The following is a 23963-nucleotide window of genomic DNA, read 5'->3' on the forward strand; positions in this document are numbered from 1 at the left end:
TGCGTGATTATGAAGCGCAGAAAAAGGCGGGCAAAAATCCTGTATTTAGCGCACAAAGCGTGGGAATCAATAATACGGAATGCTGGAAATAAACGATGAAAAAAGCGCGTAAAAATGGCTAATGTGGTGCGTAGCGGGACATTTAACGCGTTTTTTAACGCGTCATATAATGTGCCACATAACGCGTTAATAATGTGTGGAGGGGATAGATTTTACAAAAAGATTTTTTAAGAAAGATTTTTAGGGGGATTTTGCTTCATATTGTTTCGTGGGTTTTTTAGGGGGGTTAAATTTATGTCTTGTCCCCCCCCCCTTTTTTACTCTTTTTTACTAACCTTGCTACCACATCGCCCCCCTGCATTTTAAGATTTTAAGATTCTTTATTTTTGTAAGTTTTTGGCTTTGCTTAAAATCTTTTTTGCTAGATTTGGGCTAGATTTTTATAGATTCTTAGATTTTGCTAAATCTTGCCTGCAGAACCTAGCACTTCCATTCGCTCGGCGATTACCGCGCTCATAGCCTCCATCGCAGGGGTGAAAAACTTGCGCAAATCAAACTGCGTAGGGTCGTCATTTGCCACCTTTCGCACTTGCGCCATAAAGGCTATGCGCAAATCCGTGTCGGTATTTACTTTGTTGATTCCGCCCTTTACCGCTTCTTGCAAGAAGTCAAATGGCACGCCTTTGCTGCCTTTTAAATCGCCGCCTGTGGAGAGGAAAGACTCGCGCACATATTGTGGTATCGCGCTTGCGCCGTGCAAGACTAGCGGGATATTGGTGCGTTTTTTGACTTCTTGGAGGCGGGCAAAATCTAGCTTGGGCTCGCCTTTGAATTTAAACGCGCCGTGGCTTGTGCCGATGGCTGGGGCTAGGAAATCTACCTTGCTTTTGGCGACAAATTCTTCTGCCTCTGCGGGATTGACTAGCACGGCGTCTGCTTCGCTAACTGAAATATTATCCTCGATACCTTGCAATCGCCCTAGCTCGGCTTCTACGCTCACACCTTTGGCGTGGGCATACTCGACAACCTGCGTGGTGAGGGCTAGATTTTCGCTAAACTCGTGATGAGAGGCGTCAATCATCACGGAGGTAAATCCCGCGTCAATGGCTTTTTTGCAGGATTCAAAGCTCGTGCCGTGGTCTAGGTGGAGTGCCACAGGGATATGGCTATATCGGCTTGCCATCGTGCGTGCGAGATTTACCACCATATCGATGCCCAGATATTTTATCGCGCCCTCGCTTGCTTGGATAATGAGCGGGGATTTTGCTTTATCAGCGGCAAGAAATATCGCATTAAGCATTTCAAAATTGACAAAATTAAACGCGCCCACGCCATAGCCTTCTTTGTGGGCTTTTTGGAGGATTTCATTTCCTGTAACTAGCATTAGATTCTCCTTTTTGGATTTTGTTTGGATTTTGTGTTTTTGATTATGGATTTGGGGCGTCTTAGGTGCTGTGATAGCCACTAAGCCCAAAGCCAAAATAAAACCTTAAGTGTAGCTAAAATCTTTTAATACGCAAAAATCCTTTTTTGTTTTTTTGTTTCGCGGATTTTTGTGGGGGGTTTGGCGGATTTTATACTAAGTGATTTTTAAGTAAATTTTAAGTTAGGGGGGGGGTAAAATGCAAATATATTTTTGCTTAAATAGACAAAAATTCAACACAAAAATAAGGGGCTAAAATGCAAAATCAACAAAATCAACAAAACAAATGGGGCAGAAATCAGGGCGATAATTTAACACACCAAGCAAGCCAAACAAGCCAAATGAAACAAACAAATCAAATAAGCCAAACGCACAAAACAAGCCAAATGGAAATCCCAATGCCAAGTCAAAAAGAGCTAGAATTTTATCTAAAAGCGTTTAAAACAGATTCTAAAATGGAGCGTTATCGCGAACAAGAATCCGCACTAAACAAGCTATTTAAGGTGTATCCACAAAATAACAATCTTAGCGAAGTTTTTATAAAGGTTTTTGCACTAAATACTTTTTATAGCACCAATATTTTTAATGTATTTGCTGTGGCAGAGCATATCATCGGTGTGGAAAATATCGATGAGAGGCTAAAAAGTGGTGATGAAAATCTAGTGGGGGAAATCGCCAAAAGTGGTTTAAAAAACAAAAAAGGCAAAGAAATCATTTTTTATTCCTTTGCTACCAAATTTTGCTCTTTTCACAATAGTGAAAAATACGCTATTTATGATAGTTATGTGGCAAAGGTTTTGACACATTTTAAGGAAGGTATCGAAAAAGGACTTAAGCACCAAAAGCAAGGTATTGGAAAAGAACTTAAGCAAACATTTAACCAAAATGATTTAAGAGATTATGCGGAGTTTATAAAGATTTTGCGTGTTTTTCAAAAACATTACAAACTAAGTGCGACTCTTAAAGATTTAGATTTGTATTTGTGGCAACTTGGCAAAAAGCATTTTGAAAAGTAATCAAAGCAACCAAACTAATATCACTAATGTGGCTTGAAAAATACGCATAGCGTAAAACATTAGCACAACGCAACTTTTCTCATTTTCAAATTTTGCGCCACATTATCATTTTTATACTACAATTTCCGCGCTAGAATCATAGCCAAAAAAGCTAGGAAAGATTTTAGGCTAGATTTTGTTTATAGGCTTTGTAGCAAGGTTGTAACAGGCTTGTGAGGGGCTTTGTGATTAAGGTTTGTTATGATTTTGATAGGCTTTGATTTGCCATTATTTGCTTTTTGGCTAGGCATTTACAAAATCTAAAATAGCCAAAATCTAAACGATTCTACGCAATATAAATCAAAACAAAGGACATAAAATGGCTAAGAAAACTTCTATTAGCATTATCGGTGGCTCTATCGCGGGGCTTACTTCCGCGCTGATTTTTGCGAGTGCAAAATCTGCGGATAAGGATTTTGAGATAACTATCATCGATGAGGGCAAGGGCGATTTAGCTGCTGCTGCGATTTATAACGCCCCTCTTTTTCCATTGGGAGCGAAAGCACCCGAGATTTACTCACAGCTAAAATCTCAAATCGCTTCAATGCTTGAAGTGCGCTATATCACGGGCAAAGCTACGGAGGTAAGCGGGCAAAAGGGTGAGTTTATCACAAGCGGAGAGGGGTTTAGCCCTATCAAAAGCGAATATGTGATTTTTGCCACAGGGGCTAGCGCGTTTGAAATTGCGGGATTTACAGAGTTTGTGCGCCCACATAGCCTTATCCCTCGCCCAAACAAAGTCCGCCTAGAGTGGAGCGGTAGGCAGGAGCTAAAAACGGGCGCGTATGTCGCTGGAATCGCCTCTGGGGTTACTTCTATGGTAACGACTGCTATGGGCTCTGCTAGCGAGGCGGCGTGTGCTATACTTAGCGATATAGCAGGAGAGGTAGCCTACCACCACGATACGCCTACTTCAAGGAAGTAGCAAGACGCAACCAAAATCCACAAGACGCGACAAAACACGCCACAAGACGCCACAAAAAAGCGGAGTGTCGTAAAAGCTAGATTTTGCTAGATTTCGTGCTTTTTGTGGTTTTTGTTTTGCTGGCTTTGGGTTTTGCGAAAAAATCTGTTAGCAGATTTTTCTCAACCATTTTCACATAGCCAACCCGACAAGCCAAATCTACACATAAATAGCCTGCACATAACTAATCTACTTATAAAACTACAAAATATGCTACAATATGCCTTTTGCAAAATCCATACTCTAAAATATCTAAATAAAAAACCCCAAACAAAGCATTTTAAGGAGCAATGATGATAAAAGGCGCGATGAGTGCGCTTATCACGCCGTTTAAAGACGGCAAGGTAGATGAAGCGACATTTATGAGCTTGCTAAGAAGGCAAATCCGCTGTGGAATGGACGCGTGCGTGCCTGTGGGGACTACGGGAGAATCTGCCACGCTAAGCCATAGCGAGCATAAGCAGTGCATAGAAATGGCGGTAAGTGTGTGCAAAGGAAGCAAGACAAAAGTCCTAGCGGGTGCGGGGAGCAATGCCACAAGCGAGGCTATCGAGCTAGCTAGGTTTGCTCAACAATGCGGGGCAGATGGGATTTTGTGCGTGTCGCCTTATTATAATAAACCAAGTCAAGAGGGGCTTTATCAGCATTACAAAGCCGTAGCAAAATCAGTGGAAATCCCGCTTGTGTTGTATAATGTCCCATCGCGCACGGGCGTAAATATCGAAGTAAGCACGGCTATAAGGCTATTTGATGAAGTGAAAAATATCGTAGCTATCAAAGAGGCAAGTGGGCAAATGGAGAGAATCATAAATCTAAACACCCACGCACAGGGGCTAGCGATTTTTAGCGGTGAAGATGCGATAAACTACCCCATACTAGCAAATGGCGGGCAGGGCGTGATAAGCGTAACGGGGAATCTACTACCCGATAAAATCGCTAGCCTTACGCACTGCGCACTAGAGGGCAAAATATTGGAATCTAAAGCGATAAATAATGAACTTTATGATATAAATTCGGTATTATTTTGTGAAAGCAATCCTATACCTATCAAAGCGGCAATGTTTTTGAGCGGGCTTATCCCGACACTAGAGTATCGACTGCCTTTGGTCGCTCCTAGCGTGGAAAATATGCGTTTGATTGAGCAAGTTTTACAACAATACGAGGTGTGCAAATGAGTGTGGATTCTAATAAAAATAATGCTTGCTGTGGGGGAGAGTCTATGGCAAGCCAAAATGACAAAACAGGTGGCGAAATGAAAGGCAAGACGCTTGTGATAAGCGGAGCGACAAGAGGCATAGGCAAGGCGATTTTGTATAAATTTGCTCAAAATGGCGTAAATGTGGCTTTCACTTACAATAAAAACGAAGAAGAAGCGAGCAAAATCGCCCAAGATGTAGAATCTAAATACGGGATAAAAGCGCGATTTTACCCGCTAAATGTGCTAGAGCCTGAGCAATATGTCGAGCTTTTTAGCAAGATTGATGCAGATTTTGCACGCGTGGATTTTTTTGTCTCCAATGCGATTATCTATGGCAAAAGCGTGGCTGGGGGATTTGGTCCGTTTATGCGACTTCGCCCACGAGGGCTAAATAATATCTACACCGCCACCGTGCTAGCGTTTGTCGTGGGCGCGCAAGAAGCAGCAAAGCGAATGAAAGAAGTCGGCGGCGGGGCTATCGTATCGCTAAGCTCCACAGGGAATCTAGTCTATATGCCAAACTACGCAGGGCACGGCAACTCTAAAAACGCCGTAGAAACAATGGTGAAATACGCCGCAGCTGAACTAGGCGAATGGGGAATCCGCGTAAATGCCGTAAGTGGCGGTCCTATCGATACTGATGCGTTGCGGGCATTCCCAGACTATGCGGAAGTTAGGGCAAAAGTGGAGGAGCAATCCCCGCTAAACCGAATGGGCACGCCACAGGATTTGGCAGGGGCGGCGTATTTCCTCTGTGATAATGCACAAAGCGCGTGGCTTACAGGGCAGACAATCGTCATTGATGGTGGGACGACATTTAAGTAAAATCTAGTAAGTAAAATCTTGTTTGGATTTTGGTTGCAAAGTGAGTGAGGGGGAAAAAGAGGCGCAAAAGAGTCGGAATGGAGTAGGCAAAAACACCTTCGTTTTTGCTTTGGCAACGCTACAAACGCAAGCAAAAAGCGTTACGCTAGACATAGATTAGCTAAAAGATTAGCTAAAATCAAAGGAATCAAAAAAGAGATTTTATGCTTTATCTAAAATCAATTTCAAAAGCATTTGATTTTAGCTATGATTAAACCCCCGCTAACTACCCAAAATAATACGCCCCAAACCAAAAGTTTCTACACTCGGTAGCTTTGGAGTTTTTAGTTACTTTTGGCTCATCTAAATGTGCGTATTTTTTGCGCACCTCATTGCCTATCGCACTATTTTCACTAAAATCAAAATCTAAATTTTTAGCGTTTTTGATGATGATAGTCTGCCCCATAAAATCCCCCCTAACCTCGCTACCTTGCTCATAAATAAACCCTATGTGCAAATAGTCTTTGCCACTTGAATCTATGCAAAGATAATGCAAAACTTCGCCATTGTGCCCTTTGATTTTAGGATTTATGGGGATTTTGGTGGAATCAACTTTTTCAAATGGATAATCAACGCCAATTTTTACTTTTTTGTGAAATTCGCTAAATTCACGCTCCCCTTTTAAGTATTTTTGATGTTTGCATTTTTGTATCTCATTAGGGCAATTAAACCCCCTTACGCTATGTATCCACGCCCATTGTGCGCCCTCTAAATACTCGCCCTCCCCTTCTATCCTCAAAACAAAAGCAGGTGTTAAATCTTTTTCCATACTAGATTCTCCATTTATGATATGTTTGGCATTGCAAGATTTGCAAATAGCACCAAAACAATATTATCGCCCCCCCCCCAATCAATAGTAAATGACTCTAAAAACTCCACAAAAATCAATAAAATCCAACAAAAACATTCAATATAATTGCGATTATCCAATATCAAAAAAAGGCTTCCCAAATGACGCCGATGCAAAAAAAACGCGCATATATTAGTTTTGTTTCGTGGCTTCCTGTGCTTAGTTTGGCGTGCGCTGCATTTGTGTTTAACACAAGCGAGTTTATCCCCATAGGGCTTTTAAGCGCGATAGCTAGCGATTTTGGTATGAGCGAGGCTGGGGCGGGGTGGATTATCACTATTTATGCGTGGGTGGTGGCACTAGCTTCACTCCCGCTTATGCTTAGCTTTTCTCACACAGAGCTTCGCAGGCTTATGCTATGCGTGATGATAGTTTTTGTGCTTAGCCACGCGCTATCAGCGATTTCTATGAGCTTTGCTATGCTTATGATTTCGCGCATAGGGGTTGCGCTATCTCACGCGCTTTTTTGGTCGATAGCCTCACCTATGGCGATAAAAGCCGCCCCTAGAGGCAAGCACGGTATGGCGTTAGGATTTATCGTGGCGGGTAGCTCTCTAGCCCTTACCGCAGGGCTTCCTATCGGACGCGTTATCGGGCTTTATGTTGCGTGGCGTAGCACATTTGCGTGTATAGGGGTGGTGGCGTTTTTGATTTTGGTGCTTTTTTGGCGAGTGTTTCCTGCTATGCCATCTAGCCAAAATATTTCTTTCAAAACACTCCCCACGCTCTTTGCAAACACACCATTTCGCAAAATCTGTATCCTAACGCTTGTCTTTATCACGGGGGAATTTTGCGCGTATAGCTATATCGAGCCATTTTTGGCAAAAGAAATCAAAGACAGCGCGGTTACTTACGCGCTTATCGTGTTTGGAGGGAGTGGGATTTTGGCTAGCATAGCTTTTTCAAAATATTATGACAAGCACCATTTAGCTTTTGTAAATCTATGTCTTTTTGGAGTGGTGGGGAGTTTGCTATCGCTGTATTTTATCGCGCATTCGTTGTGGCTAGTGATATTGCTATGTGGATTTTGGGGGTTTGCCATCGCGTGCTTTAATATCGTCTTTCAATCCCAAACCATAGCCTCCGTCCCAGAGGCAAGTGCTGTGGCAATGTCGATTTTTTCGGGGATTTATAATGTAGGCATTGGCAGTGGAGCGTTTATCGGTGGGGTGGTGTGTGAGAGGGTGGGCGTGGAGTTTGTGGGGTTTGTAGGCGGGGGAGTGGCGTTTGTGGCGTGTATGTATTATGTGCGGAAAATGCCTTTTGCAAGGGCGTTTCGATATTTTCGACTTAAAAAGATGCGCTAGATTTTGTGCCTTATTGCTTTTGATTACTTTTAAAACATTTTTGTAGCGTTTTCAAACATTACATTTTGTATCATTATCCCCAATATTTTTCACATTTATTTCACAAACCATTTAATATACATTTACGAAACGCCTTTTATGGATATATTAAATCTATTTGCATAAAAATATATAAATATTATACGCCAATGCCGCACAAAATCCAAAATCCAAAAATCTACTTGCAAAATTTAAACCCTTTCAAAATCCCAAATAAGCGAATCTCTCTCATTATCACGCATATTTTGATAAGTTTTAAGAATCACGCGCAATTTTATTTTTATTGATTATAATGCACCCCGTCTTGTTTAGAAAATGATTTCAAAAAATAAAATCTAGCAAGAACAACATATTTCTAATAAAAGGAGCATTTATGAATCTCTCACGAATCGCATTTAATGCACTAGATTCTAAAACAGAATCTATTTTTGGTAAAAATCCTAGTAAGTTTATGGCAACTTGTGCTTTGGGGCTTAGCCTAGCTAGCTCGCTTTCTTTCGCCGACAACGAGAGAGAGTAACTCCGCAAACTCTCAAAGCTATGTAGATTCTACCCAGCCTAAAACTCCCTCTGCAAGAGAAGAGGGACTAAAAGAATCGTCCTCTGCAACGGAGGGGGGAGAAGAATCCCTCCAAAGCATAGATTCTACAAATCCTACTAATGCCACAGATGTTGGTGCGCAAGATTCTGCCTCGCAGTATCCATCTACAAGCAAAAAAGGCAAAAAAGCCCAGCGATACAACAAACTAAAACACGACAAAAAATACGACAACTTAGAAGCAAAAGAACTTCAAAAAGTATCAGTAACCGTGCAATCTGCTTCAGGTGGTGAGAAAAATGTCGTAACTGCGCCAGCTAGCGTAACGGTCATCACCAAAGAGGAGCTAGAGCAAAAGCCCTACCGCGATTTGGGCGAGGCGTTAAAAGAAGTGCCGGGGGTTAGCTTGGAGGGCACAAGCAATAAACTCGGCGCAAACGCCATTAGCATTCGCGGTATGCCAGCAGGCTACACGCTTTACTTGCTCGATGGCTTGCGACAAAATCCAAGCGGTGATGTCGCCACAGCAAATCTAGGCGTAGGCGTGTATAATACCTTTATGCCCCCTACAAGCGCGATAGAGCGCATAGAGGTAATCCGCGGTCCTATGAGCACGCTCTATGGCTCAGACGCGCTAGGCGGCGTGATAAATGTCATCACAAAGCCCATAAGCGATAAATGGGGTGGCTCACTGCAAAACACCGCGATAGTCCCAGAATCTGCAACCTTTGGCGACACCTATCAGCATTCTCTCTACCTCTCAGGTCCCCTAAATAAAGCAAAATCTCTAGGATTGACACTGCGTGCTAGACATATCAAACGAGAAGCGAGCGAAAAACCCACCGATAATAAAGGCAATGTAGTAAATAGTTTCTTTGGCACGCAATTTTTAATGCTTAATATCGGTGGGCGTCTTACCTATAAACCAAGCGAGCAAAACACCTATTTTGCGGATATTGACTACTCTAACTCCACTTATGATAATCGAGAAGGGCAAATCGGCACACTCGGCGCAAACTTAAGCGGGCAAAACTACACAGGTGGCTATGAAAAATGGGTGGGGGTAAATAAACTCGCCACTGCCCTAGCACACAGAGGCGACTACTCTTATGGCTCGTGGAAAAACACGATTCAATTTATGCACACAGAAAACACAGGGCGACTTGTCGTAGGTCCTAGTGCCAACCCAAATGCTACCAAAAATCGCGGAATCGCTAGCAATGATGTGATTGTAGATTCTAGGCTATTAGCACCGCTTTTTGAAAATACGATTGTAGGCTCAAACTTCCTTAATGTCGGCGCGGAATACCGCTTTGAAAACTACCACGACTTAGCCGCTACGCCTGCAAGCCATAACCGCAACACTTTGGCACTATTTGCCGAAGATGAGTGGAATATATGGGGCGGGATAACCCTCACACTTGGCGCAAGGTATAACTACAACGATAAATTCGGGCATAATGTAAGCCCACGCGCCTACCTCGTCTATGAGATTCTCAAAGGTTGGGCGATAAAAGGCGGGGTCGCCACAGGATATAAAGCCCCTTATGCAAACCAAACCATTGACGCAGTCTATGGCTATGGTAGGCAGGGCGCGTTGCCATTTATCGGCAATCCTAACTTAAAGGCTGAAAGCTCCATAAGCTATGAAATAGGCACGGTGCTAGATATGAAATATGTGGATTTCTCGCTCACACTCTTTCGCTCAAACTTCCGCGACAAAATCGAATCTCAAAGCGTAACGAGCGCAAATAATGACGCGTGTAGCACTAGCGGAGCGACTACTTGTAGTAGGGCGTATAACGCCAATAGCGCGTATTCGCAAGGCATAGAGGCGAGCTTTGGGTTAAAACCGCTGTATGGATTTAGCTTTGATGTGAGCTATACTTTTATTGATTCACAAATCACTTCAGGGAACAATCAAGGCAACCCGCTAAGCACCACTGCGCGAAACAATCTCTTTGGCAAAATCGCCTATCAATACTCGCGCTTTAATGTGTTTTTGCAAGCGCACTTTAGAGAGGGTATCGTAAATACCACTGCGCTAGGCAATAGCGCGCAAGCAGTCGCGCTAAAAGAGCTACTCGGCGGAATCTACTACAAACCCTCCACCGTGCTAAATCTAGGAGCAGGGGTGAAAATCACGGATAATGTGAGGGTAAATGCGGGGATTTACAACCTGCTAGATACCAACCTCGCGGATTTTAGAAACTACACTTATGGTAGCTCAAATGCAAATGTAAGCTACTATGGTCCCGTAATCCAAGAGGGCAGGCGATATTTTGTAACTTTGGTAGTTGATTTTTAAAGCCTAGTTTTTGAATGACTAGATTTTTTAATGTTTAGATTTTGTTGAAACTAGATTTTGATACAGCGCGCGCAAGTGTGGCAGTAGGCTTTGATAGCGCGACTAAGTGTTTTTATAAATGTTTCTAAAAGTAATTTTTTGGAAATATTGCAAGGTATTTGTTGATTTGTTTTTAGATTTTGGCTTTTTTGGATTAAAATCTCATAGCTAATAATTTTTAGCAATTAGATGTTCAACAGATAAATGCAAAGGGACAATAAATGGAAACACTATTAGCCATTATCGGTTTTGTGGCACTGATTGCGATGGTTTTGCTACTGATATTAGACAAAGCAACGCCTGCGATGACTTTTATCATCATTTCAAGTATTGTGGGATTTGGGCTTGTTGGGCTAGAGGCGTTAAATATTGGTGCGGGTATCGGCAAGGCACTTGGGATAAAAAGTGGAATCTTTGGGCTAAAAGAGCTAGGGGATTTTGTAAAAAGTGGCATTGGGAGTGTATCTGCGACAGCGGCGTTATTTATATTTTCTATTTTATTTTTTACCCTGCTTAGTTCAGCAGGCGTTTTTAATCGTATCATAAACGCGCTTTTGCGCTCTATCCCTGCAAACCCCTATGGCGTTTGCGTGCTAACTGTCATCATAGCAATCATCGCGCATTTGGACGGCTCTGGGGCTTCGAGCTTTCTCATCGCTATCCCTGCGCTTTTGCCCATCTATGTCAAAATGCAGATGCGCACAAGCACTTTAATGCTAATCTTAACCGCGAGTATGGGCGTTATGAATCTTTTGCCGTGGGGTGGTCCTACACTGCGCGTGGCAAGTATCATTAGTCAAGATGCCACAAAACTATGGCTAGAGCTTATGCCTATGCAAATAGTGGGGCTTATCTTGGCGTTATGCCTAGCCATTTATATGGGATTTGTAGAATCCAAACGAATCGCGCTAGGGCTAAACCCTAAGAGCGAAAATGATTTTATCGATAGCGCGTTTGAGGATAGTAAAAAGTCGCATTTAACGCGTGATGATAGATTTTGGGCAAATGTAGCGTTGCTAATCTTTGTGCTAGTCTTGCTCGTGTTTTCTGGCTTGCCTAGCTATTTTCCCTTTATGATAGGCGTAAGTCTTGGCTTTATCCTAAACTACCCAAATCTAAAACACCAACAATCCATACTCAAAGAAGCCTCTAGCGCGGCTATGATGATGGCGACCGTCCTGCTTGCCGCAGGCGTGCTTATCGGCGTGTTTGATAAATCTGGGATAATGAAACTTATGGCACAGCTAATCTTAGAAATAATGCCACAATTTATGGGAGGGCATTTGGTGCTTTTGGTGGGGCTAAGTGCTGTGCCTATGGCGTTGATTTTTTGCACGGATTCGTATTTTTATGGATTGCTCCCTATCGTAATCGCTGTGGGAGAGGCATTTGGCATTAGCTCTAGTGCGCTTGGGATAGCTATGGTAGTGGGGAGAAACTGCGCGACATTTATAAGCCCTGTCGTGCCTGCGACACTGCTAGGGTGTGGCTTATCAGGGGTAAGCATAAAAGAGCATATCAAAACTTCGTTTTTTTGGGTGTGGGGGATTAGCGTTATGTGCCTTGTGAGTGGGGCTATGCTAGGCGTCATCAGCTTTTAGATTTTGGTGATAAACCTACGATGAAATCTAAAACAAAAACCCTCATAAAATCAGCGACAAAATCCGCCAAAAAATCTATCATAAGACTTCCCACGAAATCTACCATAAAATCCCCCACAAAAGCCGACACAAAATCTGCGACAAAATCTACCATAAAACCCCGCACAAAATCCCCAAAAACGCTTTTTTGGGGTATTGTGCTAATGCTCCTCTCTACGATTTTCTTAGCCCTTATGAACGCGCTTTTAAAATACCTCACTATGCTTGGCTACTCATCGATGGAAAATGTCTTTTTCCGCGCGTTTTTTATGGTGCTTACGCTTTATAGCATAATCCTCTTTTTCCCCGCACTCTCACGCATTTCCCCGCGCATAAAAAAGCCCAAACTGCAAGCAAAGCAAAAAGGCGGATTTTCCTCACTGCTTATGCGCGGGCTTTTTGGCGGGGTGGCGGTAAGCATTGCGTATTACAATTTCGCGACTATCCCGCTCGGTATCGCTACGGCATTTTTACAATCCACGCCCATTTTTGTGGTGTTTCTCTCATTTTTCACGCGCAGTAAGCCTAGTGTGTTTGCGTTTATAGCGACTATCGTAGGATTTGTAGGCGTGCTTTTGGTGGCAAACCCTGAAGCAAGCGAGATTCCGCTCTTTAATGCGGTGATTGGAATCATCGGGGCGATTTTTGCCGCTATCGCGTTTCTTACCATTCCCACGCTCAAAGCATTTTACACAAGCGAAGCAGTCGTGCTGTGGTATGGCGTAATGATGTGTATCGTGGGAATCATAGGAATGTGTGTCAGCATTGATAAAATGGGGGGTTTTATTTTCCCCTCGTCTTTTGCGTGGATTCTCTTTATTTTGACAGGCGTGGTGGGGACAATCGGGCAATGGCTAATGACAAAATCCTATATGTTTGCCTCGCCAAATGTAGTCGCCCCTATCACTTATATGCGCATTGTGTGGAGCGTGTTTTTGGGCGTGTTGCTAGGCGATAGCTTCCCAAATCTCTTGCCTAGCATTGGAATCACCCTTATCTTGCTCTCTGGCACGCTCATAGGGCTAAATGCAATCAAAAAAGATTCTGCGCAAAATTCTACAAAGTAGGCAAAATCTAGCCAAAATATTCTCATAGCGCAAACTTAGACAAAATCTAAGAAATACTTGCCAAAAATCTACAAAATCTTTGCCATAAAATCTAAGCAACTTTTGCCAAAATCTAACCAAAATCATAGAATCTAGCAAAAAATCTACCCCAAAATCTAGCCAAATCTATATCAGCGGTTTATCCATTTCTTTTGGGATTTTTAAGTCCATTATTTTTAGCACGGTTGGTGCGATATTATTTAGCCCGCCTTCACTCACGCTTTTTACCCCCTCTGCTAGCACGAAGCAATACACATCGCCTACCGTGTGATTTGTCTTTATCTCGCCTTTGTCATTTTGCATTTCTTCGCAATTCCCGTGGTCGCTTGTAAGCACCACAGCATAGCCACAAGATTTTGCCACTTCATAGATTTTGCCTAGCTCTTTATCGACTGCTTCTACCGCACGCACAGCGGCTTCGTATTTGCCCGTATGCCCCACCATATCGCCATTTGCAAAATTTACCACCACAAAATCTTTGCCCTCTTTTATCGCTTCACACACCGCATCTCCCACTTCTGGCGCGCTCATCTCTGGCTGCAAATCATAAGTCGCCACCTTTGGCGATGGGATAAGCACGCGAGATTCGCCACTAAAAGGCTCTTCTACGCCACCATTAAAAAAGAAAGTTACATGGGCGTATTTTTCGGTCTCTGCGATATGGGCTTGGGTTTTGCCCTCCCTGCTTAGCACTTCGGCTAGGGTGTTTTGGGGCGTGATTTTGGGAAACAAAATAGGATATGGGAAGCTCTCATCATATTGCGTCATTGTGAGGGTTTGCTCCGCATTTTGCGGGGTTTTTAGCCCCTGCCCAAACCATTTTGGACGATGAAATTCGCAAAACGATTCATCGCTTAATGCTTGGATTATCTCTCTTGCTCTATCGGAGCGAAAATTTATCATCATTAGCCCATCTTTAGGCTCAAATCCACAAAATCCATTAAACGCCATTGGCTTGATAAACTCATCTGTAATGCCCTGTGCGTAGGATTGCTCTATGTATCGGTATGGGGTTAGATTTGGGGCAGAATCTAGTCTTGGATTTTGCAAATTTGCTTGCAATGATGATTTGACATTAGAATCTAGGCTAGATTTTGGGCTAGATTCTAATGTGGATTTTACCCTCCCCCTAACCCCCTCCGCAAGGGAGGGGGAATCTATTTTGTCATTTGTAGCCCCCTCCGCCACATTTTGATGGCTTGGGGAGGTGGAATCTATTTTGTCATTGCGAGCAAAATCGCTAGATTTTGCGTGGCAATCTATTGTTTTGTCAATGATTTTTTTGTCATATTGAGGCTTTGAAAAAGCCGAAATATCTCTATTTTTAAGCTGTGATTGAGATACTTCGGTCGCTTGCACTCCCTCAGTATGACAAATTGTTGTTTGTGGATTTTGCTCGCAAAACTGCGCCCACTCGCTATCGCCCACTCGCAATGACGAACTATCGCTAGATTTTACCCTCCCCCTAACCCCCTCCGCAAGGGAGGGGGGATTTTTTTTATCATTTGTAGTCCCCTCTGCCATATTTTGATAGTTTGGTGAGGGGGGATTTGGATTGCCACGCGGATTTTTTAAATCCGCTCGCAATGACGATTTTGCCATACTAGAATCTTTGCCACCATTTTTCCCCACAATTCTAGTTTGTGAGGTGGTGCTTGTGGAGTTTTTTGTAGATTTTAGGGGTGAGCTAGGCTCTCTTGCCTGCGAACTCTCAACATCTGCAAAATCTATGCAATGATTATCCGCAGACAAATTGTCATTACCCAAAGACGAATCGCTCTCACCAAAAGCGATGACTTTATACGCCTCTTCTATCCTCTCCCACCGCCTATCCCTATCCATAGCATAGTATCGCCCGCTCATACTTGCGATTTTGATACCCTCTACCTCATCGCATAGATTTTGCACCCGCTCTAAATACCCTAGTGCCGAAGTCGGCAATACATCTCGCCCATCAGTGATAAGATGAAGCCATACGCGCTTGCCAAATCCTGCGTAGATTTTTGCCACTGCCAATAAATGCTCCAAATGGCTATGCACCCCGCCATCACTCATAAGCCCTAGCAAATGCACTTGTTTGGAGTTTTTGGCGTGGTTTTGCAGTAGCGGATTTTGTGCCAAAGAGCCATCTTGCAAAGATTTTTGTATCCGCACTAAATCTTGATAGAGAATCCGCCCAGAGCCTATACTTGTATGCCCTACTTCAGAGTTTCCCATCTGTCCTTTTGGTAGCCCCACAGAGTCGCCATAAGTGTGAATGAGGCTATAAGGCACATTTGCAAAAAGCCAATCATAAGTGGGTTTTTTAGCATTTGCGAAAGCATTGTAAGGGGAGGGGGGCTTATGCCCTATGCCATCGGTGATGATAAGCACGCATTTTTGTGGTTTTGTGAGGTTATTTTTCATCGCTATCCTTTATAATCGTTGTAATCAATCGTTGCAAAATCATAAAATCGATTATGTTATTTAAGCACAAAAGGGCTAATTTTTTTTAACGCTTTAAATACATTTGCATAATTTAGAATCTAAGAATGCCTTTTGGGGTATAATCCGTTTTTTAAGCGCAATATTAAAGCACAAAATGCTACAAATAAGGAAAAAAATGGAATCAAAATCAAACACAAAATCTAGTGAAAATATGGACTTAATCCCCCCAAAAAGCACGACTTTGCCCCCTGTGCTTAGTATCGCGGGGAGTGATTGTAGTGGGGGGGCTGGCTTGCAAGCGGATTTAAAAACATTTAGCGCGCACAAACTCTATGGAATGAGTATCGTGCTAAGCGTGGTAGCAGAAAACACACAGCGCGTAATCTCTAGCTATGATATGCCTGCCAAATCCATAGATGAGCAGTTTGAAGCGGTGTTTAGCGACATCGTGCCACGCGCTAGCAAAATCGGTATGCTAGGAAGCGAAGAAATCCTAGAATGCGTGAGGGCAAATCTAGTGAAATACAGACCCAAAAATATCGTGCTAGACCCTGTGATGTTTGCCAAAAATGGTTACCCGCTTATGCCAAAATCTGTGCGGACAAAGCTAGAGGGGATTTTGCCTCTATGTGATGTGCTAACGCCAAATATCCCAGAGGCTAGCGAGCTAGTGGGATTTGAGATAAAAAATATGGAATCTATGAAAGAGGGGGCGAAAATCCTCTATGAAAAAGGCGCAAAATCCGTGCTAATCAAAGGCGGGCATAGCATAAATCTTAGCGATTCAAATGATATTTTTTATGATGGGCGTGAAATCATAATCCTAGAATCTAAACGCGTAGCCACCAAAAACACGCACGGCACAGGCTGCACGCTAAGTAGCGCAATCGCTTGCAATCTAGCTATGGGAAAAGATGCGCTTCAATCCGTGAGAGAGGCAAAAGAATATGTATTTGGTGCGATTTTGCATAGTCTAAATCTAGGCGGGGGCAATGGTCCTACAAATCATTTTTTTAGATTTTAGGGGTGGATTTTGGATTTTAGGGAGCAGATTTTGGGGGGTGGTTTTTGTGGAGCAGATTTTAGGTGGTGGATTTTGGGACTTCTTTTGGGGCAGATTTTGGGATTGCTTTTTGGGGTGGGGGCATTAGATTTTAGAGAAATTGGGGCTTTATTAGCCTAATCAAAGCCCTTGTATGATTTATCTGCGATGTCTTGCAAAGAGAGGGGAGAATCTATCTTTGTAGCGACAAATCCCAAAGATTCTAGCTGTTTTATCGCTTCTTTTTCCATAGTATGCACTTTTGATAATAGCTCGCTTGATAGCGCGAAAGTCGTGTCCTCGCCGATGATTTCAGGGATAATCCCTACGATATGGATTTTGGGCAAATCACCCATAATCTGCGTTAGTCGAAGGGTTTGTAGCATTTCGACTTCGTGCGCACTCCCTGCCCAAGAGACTTGCTTAGGAAGCGCATCAAAAGGGAAGCTATACACATCGCCTATTTTGCCACCTCTGACATCTACGGTGTCTAGTATCAGCACAAAATCATACTCTACGATAAGCGGGATAAGGGCTTGGGCTAGCGTGCCACCATCGATAAACTCTAAACTATATTTTTCTAAACTATGTTTTGGATTTTCGCTAGAATCTAGCTCGTTAGATTTTGGCAAGCTAGTTTTGGGCAGATTAGATTTTGGCAAGCTAGTTTTTTGTGTGCTAGATTTTGTCGGAGCAGAATCTAGCGGGCTAGAATTTAGTGGATGGGTAAATTTGTAGTTTAGTTTTAGGTAGTTCATCAAATGCACGCCTATGCCCTCATCGCCAAACAAAATATTGCCAATGCCAAGCACAAGGACTCTCATAAACCCACCAAACTGCATAAAGTCAAACAATCACGCAAAACTAATAATCTATAAAATTAAGCCTACAAAAAATGCAAAAACAAAAAAACAAAGACGCAAGAATCAAACAAGATTCTTGCGTTTAGAAAAAATTTTAGAGACGCTTGCAAGTCTAAGGCGACTCAAGTCTAAGGCGATTTGAGATAGTTTCTAAAATCCCAAAAACTAGACTTTTAGCTTACCTTGATAGCGCACACCGCTTACGATACTATCTACGCCACCATTTGGATATTTCACAGAATTCCAAACCGCTAGATAAATATGCACAGGGATAAACACAATAAACGCCCAAGTAAGTATATGGTGTATCACGCGCACATTTGCTATCCCACCACACACGACTTCTACCCATTTAAAGCAAGCCCCTAGCACGCCACCTAGCCCGCTATGATAGACATTGCCATACAGCGCAACGCCTGTAAGGCTTATGAGTAGCACTAGCACGCCTAAGAAAAAGTATGTAGCAAATTGCAATGGATTATACGCGCCATCGATATGTGGGTGCTTGCCAATCCAAATATAAGTCTTAATTTGCGCTATCCACACTTGCGGTTGCAAAAACTGCCTAAAAGAGCGCCTCTCTTCACTGCACCCGTCTTTGTCAAAGAAAAACAAATACACGCGAAAAATCGAAATCCCAATCAGCACAAACCCACATATAAGGTGCAAGCTTCTCACATAGCCTTGCGTAAATCCTGTGGGCTCGCCACTAGGCGTGGTCTGCAAAAATGGCATAGCAATGTAAAATCCCGTGATAATAAGCGCGAAAATGCTAAACGCCCTAAGCCAATGAAAAATCCTCGTAAGCAATGAGAATTCTTCGTGTGCCATAAACTCTTTTTCACCCGAACCAATCGCTTCTCTCATTGTTATCTCCTTATCTTAGAATCTAAAAAGATTCCCTCCAAACTGCCCAACTATAATTCAAACAAATGCAACTCAAATAACGCCAAATATACCAAAATCTAGCCCAAAATCTAGCTAGATTTTAGCAAAACACTCACTAGATTCTAGCAAACGCAGGCTCAACTTTATATTGCGCAAGCTCATTGCCCTTAGTATCCATTAGATGCACCGCGCACGCGATACAGGGGTCAAAGGAATGAATATGTCGTATGATTTCTAGTGGCTGGGTTAGGTTTGCTACTTTTGTGCCTATTAGGCTCATTTCATAAGGTCCTTTTTTGCCTTGAGAATCCCTAGGTCCGCCATTCCAAGTGCTAGGGACGATGGCTTGATAGTTTTGGACTTTGCCATCTTTGATTCTTACCCAATGGCTTAGCATACCGCGTGGGACATTGCCGATAAATCGCCCTTTGTAGTCTTTTTTCTCATCGATTGTATAAGTCGCGCAAGTGCGAGTATCGACTTTTAGATTTTGTATTAGCGCGTTAAATGCTTTTAGCCCATTATCCACGATGACTTTTGCTTCTATGCAGCGCGCAGCCGTGCGCCCTAGCGTGCTAAATAACGCCCCCACAGGCAATCCTGTCTGTGCTAAAAACTTCTGTGCCACAGGCGTGATGTATGGGTTTTTGGCAGCTAGTCCTACTACTACTGTGGCTAGAGGTCCTACTTCCATAGGCTCTCCATCGTAGCGAGGGGATTTTATCCACGAGTATTTGCCATCTAGTTTTAGATTTTTGCTCTTTGTCTCTTTGCCATCTGCGCCGATACTTGTGCCATCTTCAAATCCTGTGTAGTTTGGCGTAGTCTGCCCATCATAGGGGTGCAAGCCTACTTTATCGGTATTTTCATATTTATACCACGAATGCGTAACTTCCTCTGCGATTAGGCTTTCATCGACTTCGTGCAAGGTGTTTAAATCGCCATTTTTTACCACACCCGTGCTGTATAGATACTCATCTTCTCCCACTTGGATTTCTCTAAATGACAAGAAGTTTTTCACTCCACAGCCCACTTGCGTTACAGATGGTTCATTTGCATAGACTTTGCCAGCCATTACCAAATCCGCCCAATAAGCGCGATTTACAAAATCAGCCACCGCGTCAAATTTGCCTTTCCATTCGCCTAGCCTGCTAGGGTCTAAAATATCCATTACAGAGGTTATGCCACCTACCGTTAGGCTTTGTGGGTGAGGCTGCTTACCGCCAAATACCGCCATCATCTTTGCCGCTTCTCTTTGGACTTCAAGTAGTTTTAGGTAGTGAGAGAGGACGATTAGATTTTGTTCAGGCGAAAATCTATAAGTCTTATGCCCCCAATACGCGTTTTGGAATGGTCCTAGCGCACCTTGTTTTACAAAATCCCCCACTCGTTTTTGCACCGCTTTTAGCTCGCTCTCCCCTGCAGCTAAAGGCAAATCTGTGTATAAATACGCCTCTTTTGCTGCTTTTGCAGGGTCGGCTTTTAGCGCGGAGGTAATATCACACCAATCAAGCCCGTGCAAAGTATAAAAATGCACAACATGGTCGTGCAAAAACAACGCCATATTCATTAGGCTTCGTGTTAGCTGTGCATTTAGCGGGGCTTTTATACCAAGTGCGTCTTCTACCGCCATAATCCCTGCTTTATAATGGCTATAAGTGCAAACGCCACAGATTCTTTGCGCGATAAATCCCGCATCTCTAGGATCGCGCCCTACGATGATTTTTTCTAGCCCTCGCCATAGCGTAGATGACGAAAACGCATCTTGAATCACATTATTATCATCTACAATCACTTCAATCCGCAAATGCCCCTCAATCCGCGTAATCGGATCTACTATTACTCGCTTTGACATATTCGCTCCTTTGATTAGATTTTGCGCTGAGTTTGTCGCTATTTAGCTTTTTGCGTGGTAGAGACTATGGCGTGTGCTGCGATACCCACAGCCGTAGCCGCCAAAATCACCGTGCCTATCGTATCAGCAGTTTTATCCGCACCATATCCACCAAACGCCGTATGGAAAGGCGTATTGCCAAGTGGTCGCTCAAATGGACTCATCGTATCCCAAAAATTTGGCTCTGAGCAACCGATACAGCCGTGTCCTGCTTGTATAGGCCAGCTTGTGTGTGAGTTAAATCGTAATTTTGAGCAGTTGTTGAAAGTATATGGTCCTTTGCACCCGACTTTATAGAGGCAGTAGCCATTTTTTGCGCCCTCATCGCCAAACTTTTCCACAAACTCACCCGCATCAAAATGCCCTCTGCGTTCGCACAAATCGTGGATTCTGTGCTGATAAGCCCAAGTAGGACGGCAAAAAGCATCAGTAGGGGGTAGCTTGCCAAATAATGCGAAATAAAGCACATTTCCTACGATATTTTTTTCGCTAGGCGGACAGCCGGGGACTTTTATCATCGGTTTTGAGATGATAGCATCTAGTGGCTGGGCATTCGTTGGGTTTGGATATGCTGCTTGCACGCCACCATAGCTTGAGCAAGTGCCGATAGTAAAGATTGCCGCTGCGCCTGCCGCTGCTTCTCTGCATTCTTGTGCGCCTGTGCGTCCGTGCGCTCCGATGGTTAGGAAATATTCGCTACTTCCTTTTGGGATTCCACCCTCTACCATTAGTATGTAGTTGCCTTTGTGCTTTTGGATAGCATTTTCTAGATTTTGCTCGGCTTGGTAGCCTGAAGCTGCCATTATGGTTTCGTGGTATTCTAGGTTGATAATATCAAACAAAATGCTATCAATGCTCGGGTCTTCGCTACGCAACAAACTCTCAGAACAGCCCGTGCATTCTGCCATATGAAGCCAAATCACAGGCAGGCGATTTGCCACCTCTGCTGCGCGCGCTGTAAGCGGGACAAAAGACGCAGGAAGCGACAAAGCAGCCGTCATCGCCGTAGCCCATTTCATAAAATCCCGCCTACTAATGCCCTTTGATTCTAGCTCGTTATGCAGATTTTTATCTGCGTTGTGAGCGGGCAAATGACTCAATCTATCTAGCCTCTCTTTTGCTTGCTGATACATCGTATCTGTGGCATTTGTGCTAGAATCCACAGAATCCACTATGCCTATGGAATCCACTAAATGCTTGCTTTCTACGCTACTTTGCATAATGACACTCCTTGACTTAAGATATTGAAAAACAAATCTTAAAATACTAAGATTTGTGAGAAAATATAGTAATACTATTTTTATTAAATCTACCTTAAAGCAATATCATTATTACAGCAATTTTGATAAAAGGTAAAAATTCTGCTTATCTTTTGAGGGATTTTACGCAAAAATATGTATAAAGCGTGAATATTTCTAGCAAAAAGTCAAGTATTTGTTAAGTTTATCGTTCTTAAAATCTTGCTGTGATACAGCTATGATATAAACCAAAATCTAAAATTTTTTATTTAAATCCTCTGCTTAATCTACTTAAAATCCCCCTAATGTTAGTCAAATGTAGATTTTGTATTGTGTAGCAATTATGGTGGTGTCGCAATTTATGGCAATGGGGATTTGCAAAAAGAAGGCAAAAATGCTATTTTTGCCTTCTTAGATTTTTGCTAGATTTTGGATTTTGCTAGATTTTAGTGTGCAAAATCTAGCGTGCGATTTTAGATTTTCTCTTTTTGCCATTTATGCAAATCATATAAGCACCATAAAAAATGCACCACAAAAAATCGCGCTAAATTTTATAAAATCCCATAAATAAGCTACTTGCTACTATTGCTACCATTGCTACCATTTTAGTTTGCCCGTGCGATTTTCGTTTTTTAGGATTTTGACCATATCATCGTGGGTTTTGCATTCTAGCTCGCTTCCATAGAGTTTGCAGATTTCATTTAGATAGTGCGTGCTTTGCTCGCTATCTTTGCTTAAAATAGCTTTTTTATACCCCTCAAATGACATATCAAGTTTTAGCTTTCTCTCATAGTTTGTTTGCTTGATTAGTTGTTCTAGCCGTTTTGTATCCGCGATAATTTGGGGGAGCATTTTTTCACAAAGCGCGGAGATTTCCTCATAGCGTTTTTTAGAGATTTCAGCTTGTGCAAACGCCCCAAAAAGCGTGTCAATCCCAAAATCTACCGCCTTACAAAACCCTACCACAGCGATAGAACCCACAATGATACATAGCGTAGGTGCGACAAACGCCGCTAAAAATGGCGTGATAATCGCACCTAATGCAGTCTCAATATTTTCCTCAAGCCCTGTGATAGCCACGACTATCGTGGCAGAAAATAGCCCCTTTATGATAGTTTTTAGGCATTCTTTAAAGCTAGAAACTTTGCCCGTGATATAGTCGGTTATGGCGTTGTATATGGATTTTGCGGCACTTCGCAATTCTTTCCAAATCACTTCTAGCTTCCCTGCGATAGATTGGAAAATCTGCCTCAAAAGCCCCATAATCGTATCGATTGCGCCAAATCCGCTTCCGCGCACAAACGCACCTTTTAGCTTACTTATCACATTATTTATTAGCCTTTTGATTCGCGTGGTTATGCTGACATTGTTATTGCCATTAAATGCGTCTTTGATTTCATAGATTGCACCATTTGCTAGTGTGGCTAATGCCACCACAACTGCGTCTGACAATCCTGCTTGGGCGATATGTGCGCTAGTAGCTACGCTTTGCGTGATGACTGCGGTGGTGCGCGGATTTTCACACATTATGCGATTGCAAAAGTTATTTGCCTCTAGCAAATCTAGTGCCTTTTGTGCTTTTGCCCTCTGTGCTTCATCTTTTGGATTTGCCACCATTTTTTCTAGCTCGGCTTTGTGCTTTTTGTAGTCATCAAGTGGCATTTTTAGAGAATCGTTATTGTCTAAATACCTATCGTGCAATAAATCATCCGTTTTTTGAATCACTTTTAATTGCTCTTGTTTGATGATTTTGCCATTTTTATCAATGGTTACGGTATCGGTATTTGTATGATTTTTGAGCGATTTGCCATTGCCCTCACGCATATCGCTATTTATGAGATTTTGCATACTAGGCGAGCTAAAATCCATATTTTTGACTTCATCGGCATAATTTGCCATTATAAAGTCATATTTTGCTTTTTGTTCGCCTTTTAGCTTTTTGCCGTCTTTGATTTGCTGTTGCGCCTTTTGAATCTCAAAAAGCGTATCGGTAGTATAGGTTTTTTCTCCCTTATTAAAAAGTGCGCTTGAAATATTTTGCATTCCACTATCTAGCTCCTCAAAATACTGCCCAAAGGCTTGTGGATTCTTTTTGTGTTGATTATACGCTCGACTAGATTCATTAGTCATTCCCACACTTGCGCCATAAGCCTCATAAGTATTTAGACTAAATATATTTAGCCCAAATCTTGCCAAAGTTTGATTCCCTATCTCATCAGTGATTTCTTTGATGATTCCTTCATATTGCATTGTAGCTGACATTTTCTTACTCCTTAGATT

General features: G+C 42.7%; 20 protein-coding genes. 11 read left to right on the forward strand and 9 right to left on the reverse strand.

From position 1 onward, the window contains the following. Window positions 1-460: 460 nt before the first annotated feature. Entirely contained in the window at window positions 461-1384 is a 924-nt protein-coding gene (locus ACWIUO_RS06510) for a class II fructose-bisphosphate aldolase (RefSeq protein WP_454177187.1), read from the reverse strand. Between the two features lie 296 nt (window positions 1385-1680). Between ACWIUO_RS06510 and ACWIUO_RS06515 the strand changes: the two genes are divergently transcribed. The 4 genes from ACWIUO_RS06515 to ACWIUO_RS06530 all read left to right on the forward strand — a co-directional run bounded on the left by ACWIUO_RS06515 (window position 1681) and on the right by ACWIUO_RS06530 (window position 5465). Beyond that, a complete protein-coding gene (locus tag ACWIUO_RS06515) occupies window positions 1681-2439 on the forward strand; it encodes a hypothetical protein (protein ID WP_454177102.1) in 759 nt (252 codons plus the stop codon). Between the two features lie 358 nt (window positions 2440-2797). Continuing rightward, window positions 2798-3403: an FAD-dependent oxidoreductase gene (locus ACWIUO_RS06520; RefSeq protein ID WP_454177103.1), complete on the forward strand. Its 606-nt coding sequence runs from the start codon at window positions 2798-2800 to the stop codon at window positions 3401-3403. A 332-nt stretch (window positions 3404-3735) separates the two neighbouring features. Next, window positions 3736-4617: a 4-hydroxy-tetrahydrodipicolinate synthase gene (gene dapA / locus ACWIUO_RS06525; protein ID WP_454177104.1), complete on the forward strand. Its 882-nt coding sequence runs from the start codon at window positions 3736-3738 to the stop codon at window positions 4615-4617. A gap of 77 nt (window positions 4618-4694) precedes the next feature. Beyond that, complete coding sequence (locus ACWIUO_RS06530; RefSeq protein ID WP_454177188.1) at window positions 4695-5465, forward strand: enoyl-ACP reductase; 771 nt, start codon at window positions 4695-4697, stop codon at window positions 5463-5465. Between the two features lie 265 nt (window positions 5466-5730). On the opposite strand, the gene ACWIUO_RS06535 is transcribed toward ACWIUO_RS06530, so the two are convergent. Then, on the reverse strand, window positions 5731-6273 hold the full coding sequence (locus ACWIUO_RS06535; RefSeq protein WP_454177105.1) for a hypothetical protein: 543 nt from the start codon (window positions 6271-6273) through the stop codon (window positions 5731-5733). Between the two features lie 182 nt (window positions 6274-6455). Here ACWIUO_RS06535 and ACWIUO_RS06540 point away from each other — a divergent pair, with 182 nt between their 5' ends. Beyond that, window positions 6456-7661, forward strand: a complete 1206-nt coding sequence (locus ACWIUO_RS06540; protein WP_454177106.1) for a sugar transporter — start codon at window positions 6456-6458, stop codon at window positions 7659-7661. A 412-nt stretch (window positions 7662-8073) separates the two neighbouring features. Continuing rightward, on the forward strand, window positions 8074-8220 hold the full coding sequence (locus ACWIUO_RS06545) for a hypothetical protein (RefSeq protein WP_454177107.1): 147 nt from the start codon (window positions 8074-8076) through the stop codon (window positions 8218-8220). 18 nt (window positions 8221-8238) lie between these two features. Here ACWIUO_RS06545 and ACWIUO_RS06550 read toward each other — a convergent pair whose 3' ends face one another. Beyond that, entirely contained in the window at window positions 8239-8460 is a 222-nt protein-coding gene (locus ACWIUO_RS06550; protein WP_454177108.1) for a hypothetical protein, read from the reverse strand. Between the two features lie 49 nt (window positions 8461-8509). Between ACWIUO_RS06550 and ACWIUO_RS06555 the strand changes: the two genes are divergently transcribed. The 3 genes from ACWIUO_RS06555 (at window position 8510) to ACWIUO_RS06565 (ending at window position 13292) form a co-directional block, all read left to right on the forward strand. Further along, on the forward strand, window positions 8510-10546 hold the full coding sequence (locus ACWIUO_RS06555) for a TonB-dependent receptor domain-containing protein (RefSeq protein ID WP_454177109.1): 2037 nt from the start codon (window positions 8510-8512) through the stop codon (window positions 10544-10546). A 260-nt stretch (window positions 10547-10806) separates the two neighbouring features. After that, complete coding sequence (locus ACWIUO_RS06560) at window positions 10807-12186, forward strand: SLC13 family permease (RefSeq protein ID WP_454177110.1); 1380 nt, start codon at window positions 10807-10809, stop codon at window positions 12184-12186. Beyond that, the gene (locus tag ACWIUO_RS06565) at window positions 12144-13292 is read left to right on the forward strand and encodes an EamA family transporter (protein ID WP_454177111.1); all 1149 of its coding nucleotides are present in this window, start codon (window positions 12144-12146) and stop codon (window positions 13290-13292) included. The genes ACWIUO_RS06560 and ACWIUO_RS06565 overlap by 43 nt, the downstream gene beginning before the upstream one ends. 165 nt (window positions 13293-13457) lie before the next feature. Here ACWIUO_RS06565 and gpmI read toward each other — a convergent pair whose 3' ends face one another. Continuing rightward, window positions 13458-15737, reverse strand: a complete 2280-nt coding sequence (gpmI, locus tag ACWIUO_RS06570) for a 2,3-bisphosphoglycerate-independent phosphoglycerate mutase (RefSeq protein WP_454177112.1) — start codon at window positions 15735-15737, stop codon at window positions 13458-13460. A gap of 241 nt (window positions 15738-15978) precedes the next feature. Here gpmI and thiD point away from each other — a divergent pair, with 241 nt between their 5' ends. Together thiD and ACWIUO_RS06580 are read left to right on the forward strand one after the other, a co-directional pair. After that, window positions 15979-16782 carry a bifunctional hydroxymethylpyrimidine kinase/phosphomethylpyrimidine kinase gene (thiD, locus tag ACWIUO_RS06575; protein WP_454177189.1) on the forward strand — a complete coding sequence of 268 codons (804 nt, stop codon included), beginning with the start codon at window positions 15979-15981 and terminating at the stop codon, window positions 16780-16782. A gap of 9 nt (window positions 16783-16791) precedes the next feature. Further along, window positions 16792-16941 (forward strand): hypothetical protein, encoded by a 150-nt coding sequence (locus tag ACWIUO_RS06580; protein ID WP_454177113.1) that lies wholly within the window; start codon window positions 16792-16794, stop codon window positions 16939-16941. On the opposite strand, the gene ACWIUO_RS06585 is transcribed toward ACWIUO_RS06580, so the two are convergent. From ACWIUO_RS06585 to ACWIUO_RS06605, 5 genes are all read right to left on the reverse strand, one after another. Further along, complete coding sequence (locus tag ACWIUO_RS06585; protein WP_454177114.1) at window positions 16938-17624, reverse strand: HyaD/HybD family hydrogenase maturation endopeptidase; 687 nt, start codon at window positions 17622-17624, stop codon at window positions 16938-16940. The genes ACWIUO_RS06580 and ACWIUO_RS06585 overlap by 4 nt on opposite strands. Before the next feature lie 204 nt (window positions 17625-17828). Beyond that, the gene (cybH, locus tag ACWIUO_RS06590; protein WP_454177115.1) at window positions 17829-18530 is read right to left on the reverse strand and encodes a Ni/Fe-hydrogenase, b-type cytochrome subunit; all 702 of its coding nucleotides are present in this window, start codon (window positions 18528-18530) and stop codon (window positions 17829-17831) included. A 136-nt stretch (window positions 18531-18666) separates the two neighbouring features. After that, a complete protein-coding gene (locus ACWIUO_RS06595) occupies window positions 18667-20406 on the reverse strand; it encodes a nickel-dependent hydrogenase large subunit (RefSeq protein WP_454177116.1) in 1740 nt (579 codons plus the stop codon). A gap of 38 nt (window positions 20407-20444) precedes the next feature. Next, window positions 20445-21578: a hydrogenase small subunit gene (locus ACWIUO_RS06600; protein WP_454177190.1), complete on the reverse strand. Its 1134-nt coding sequence runs from the start codon at window positions 21576-21578 to the stop codon at window positions 20445-20447. Between the two features lie 702 nt (window positions 21579-22280). After that, window positions 22281-23945, reverse strand: a complete 1665-nt coding sequence (locus ACWIUO_RS06605; RefSeq protein ID WP_454177117.1) for a hypothetical protein — start codon at window positions 23943-23945, stop codon at window positions 22281-22283. Between the last annotated feature and the right edge of the window lie 18 nt (window positions 23946-23963).

Source organism: Helicobacter sp. T3_23-1056 (assembly GCF_053654535.1).

Coding starts and splice junctions, on each gene's coding strand:
- ACWIUO_RS06510 (WP_454177187.1), bottom strand. CDS start 1,384: ATGCTAGTTACAGGAAATGAAATCCTCCAAAAAGCCCACAAAGAAGGC.
- ACWIUO_RS06515 (WP_454177102.1), top strand. CDS start 1,681: ATGCAAAATCAACAAAATCAACAAAACAAATGGGGCAGAAATCAGGGC.
- ACWIUO_RS06520 (WP_454177103.1), top strand. CDS start 2,798: ATGGCTAAGAAAACTTCTATTAGCATTATCGGTGGCTCTATCGCGGGG.
- dapA (WP_454177104.1), top strand. CDS start 3,736: ATGATAAAAGGCGCGATGAGTGCGCTTATCACGCCGTTTAAAGACGGC.
- ACWIUO_RS06530 (WP_454177188.1), top strand. CDS start 4,695: ATGAAAGGCAAGACGCTTGTGATAAGCGGAGCGACAAGAGGCATAGGC.
- ACWIUO_RS06535 (WP_454177105.1), bottom strand. CDS start 6,273: ATGGAAAAAGATTTAACACCTGCTTTTGTTTTGAGGATAGAAGGGGAG.
- ACWIUO_RS06540 (WP_454177106.1), top strand. CDS start 6,456: ATGACGCCGATGCAAAAAAAACGCGCATATATTAGTTTTGTTTCGTGG.
- ACWIUO_RS06545 (WP_454177107.1), top strand. CDS start 8,074: ATGAATCTCTCACGAATCGCATTTAATGCACTAGATTCTAAAACAGAA.
- ACWIUO_RS06560 (WP_454177110.1), top strand. CDS start 10,807: ATGGAAACACTATTAGCCATTATCGGTTTTGTGGCACTGATTGCGATG.
- gpmI (WP_454177112.1), bottom strand. CDS start 15,737: ATGAAAAATAACCTCACAAAACCACAAAAATGCGTGCTTATCATCACC.
- ACWIUO_RS06585 (WP_454177114.1), bottom strand. CDS start 17,624: ATGAGAGTCCTTGTGCTTGGCATTGGCAATATTTTGTTTGGCGATGAG.
- cybH (WP_454177115.1), bottom strand. CDS start 18,530: ATGAGAGAAGCGATTGGTTCGGGTGAAAAAGAGTTTATGGCACACGAA.
- ACWIUO_RS06595 (WP_454177116.1), bottom strand. CDS start 20,406: ATGTCAAAGCGAGTAATAGTAGATCCGATTACGCGGATTGAGGGGCAT.
- ACWIUO_RS06600 (WP_454177190.1), bottom strand. CDS start 21,578: ATGTATCAGCAAGCAAAAGAGAGGCTAGATAGATTGAGTCATTTGCCC.
- ACWIUO_RS06605 (WP_454177117.1), bottom strand. CDS start 23,945: ATGTCAGCTACAATGCAATATGAAGGAATCATCAAAGAAATCACTGAT.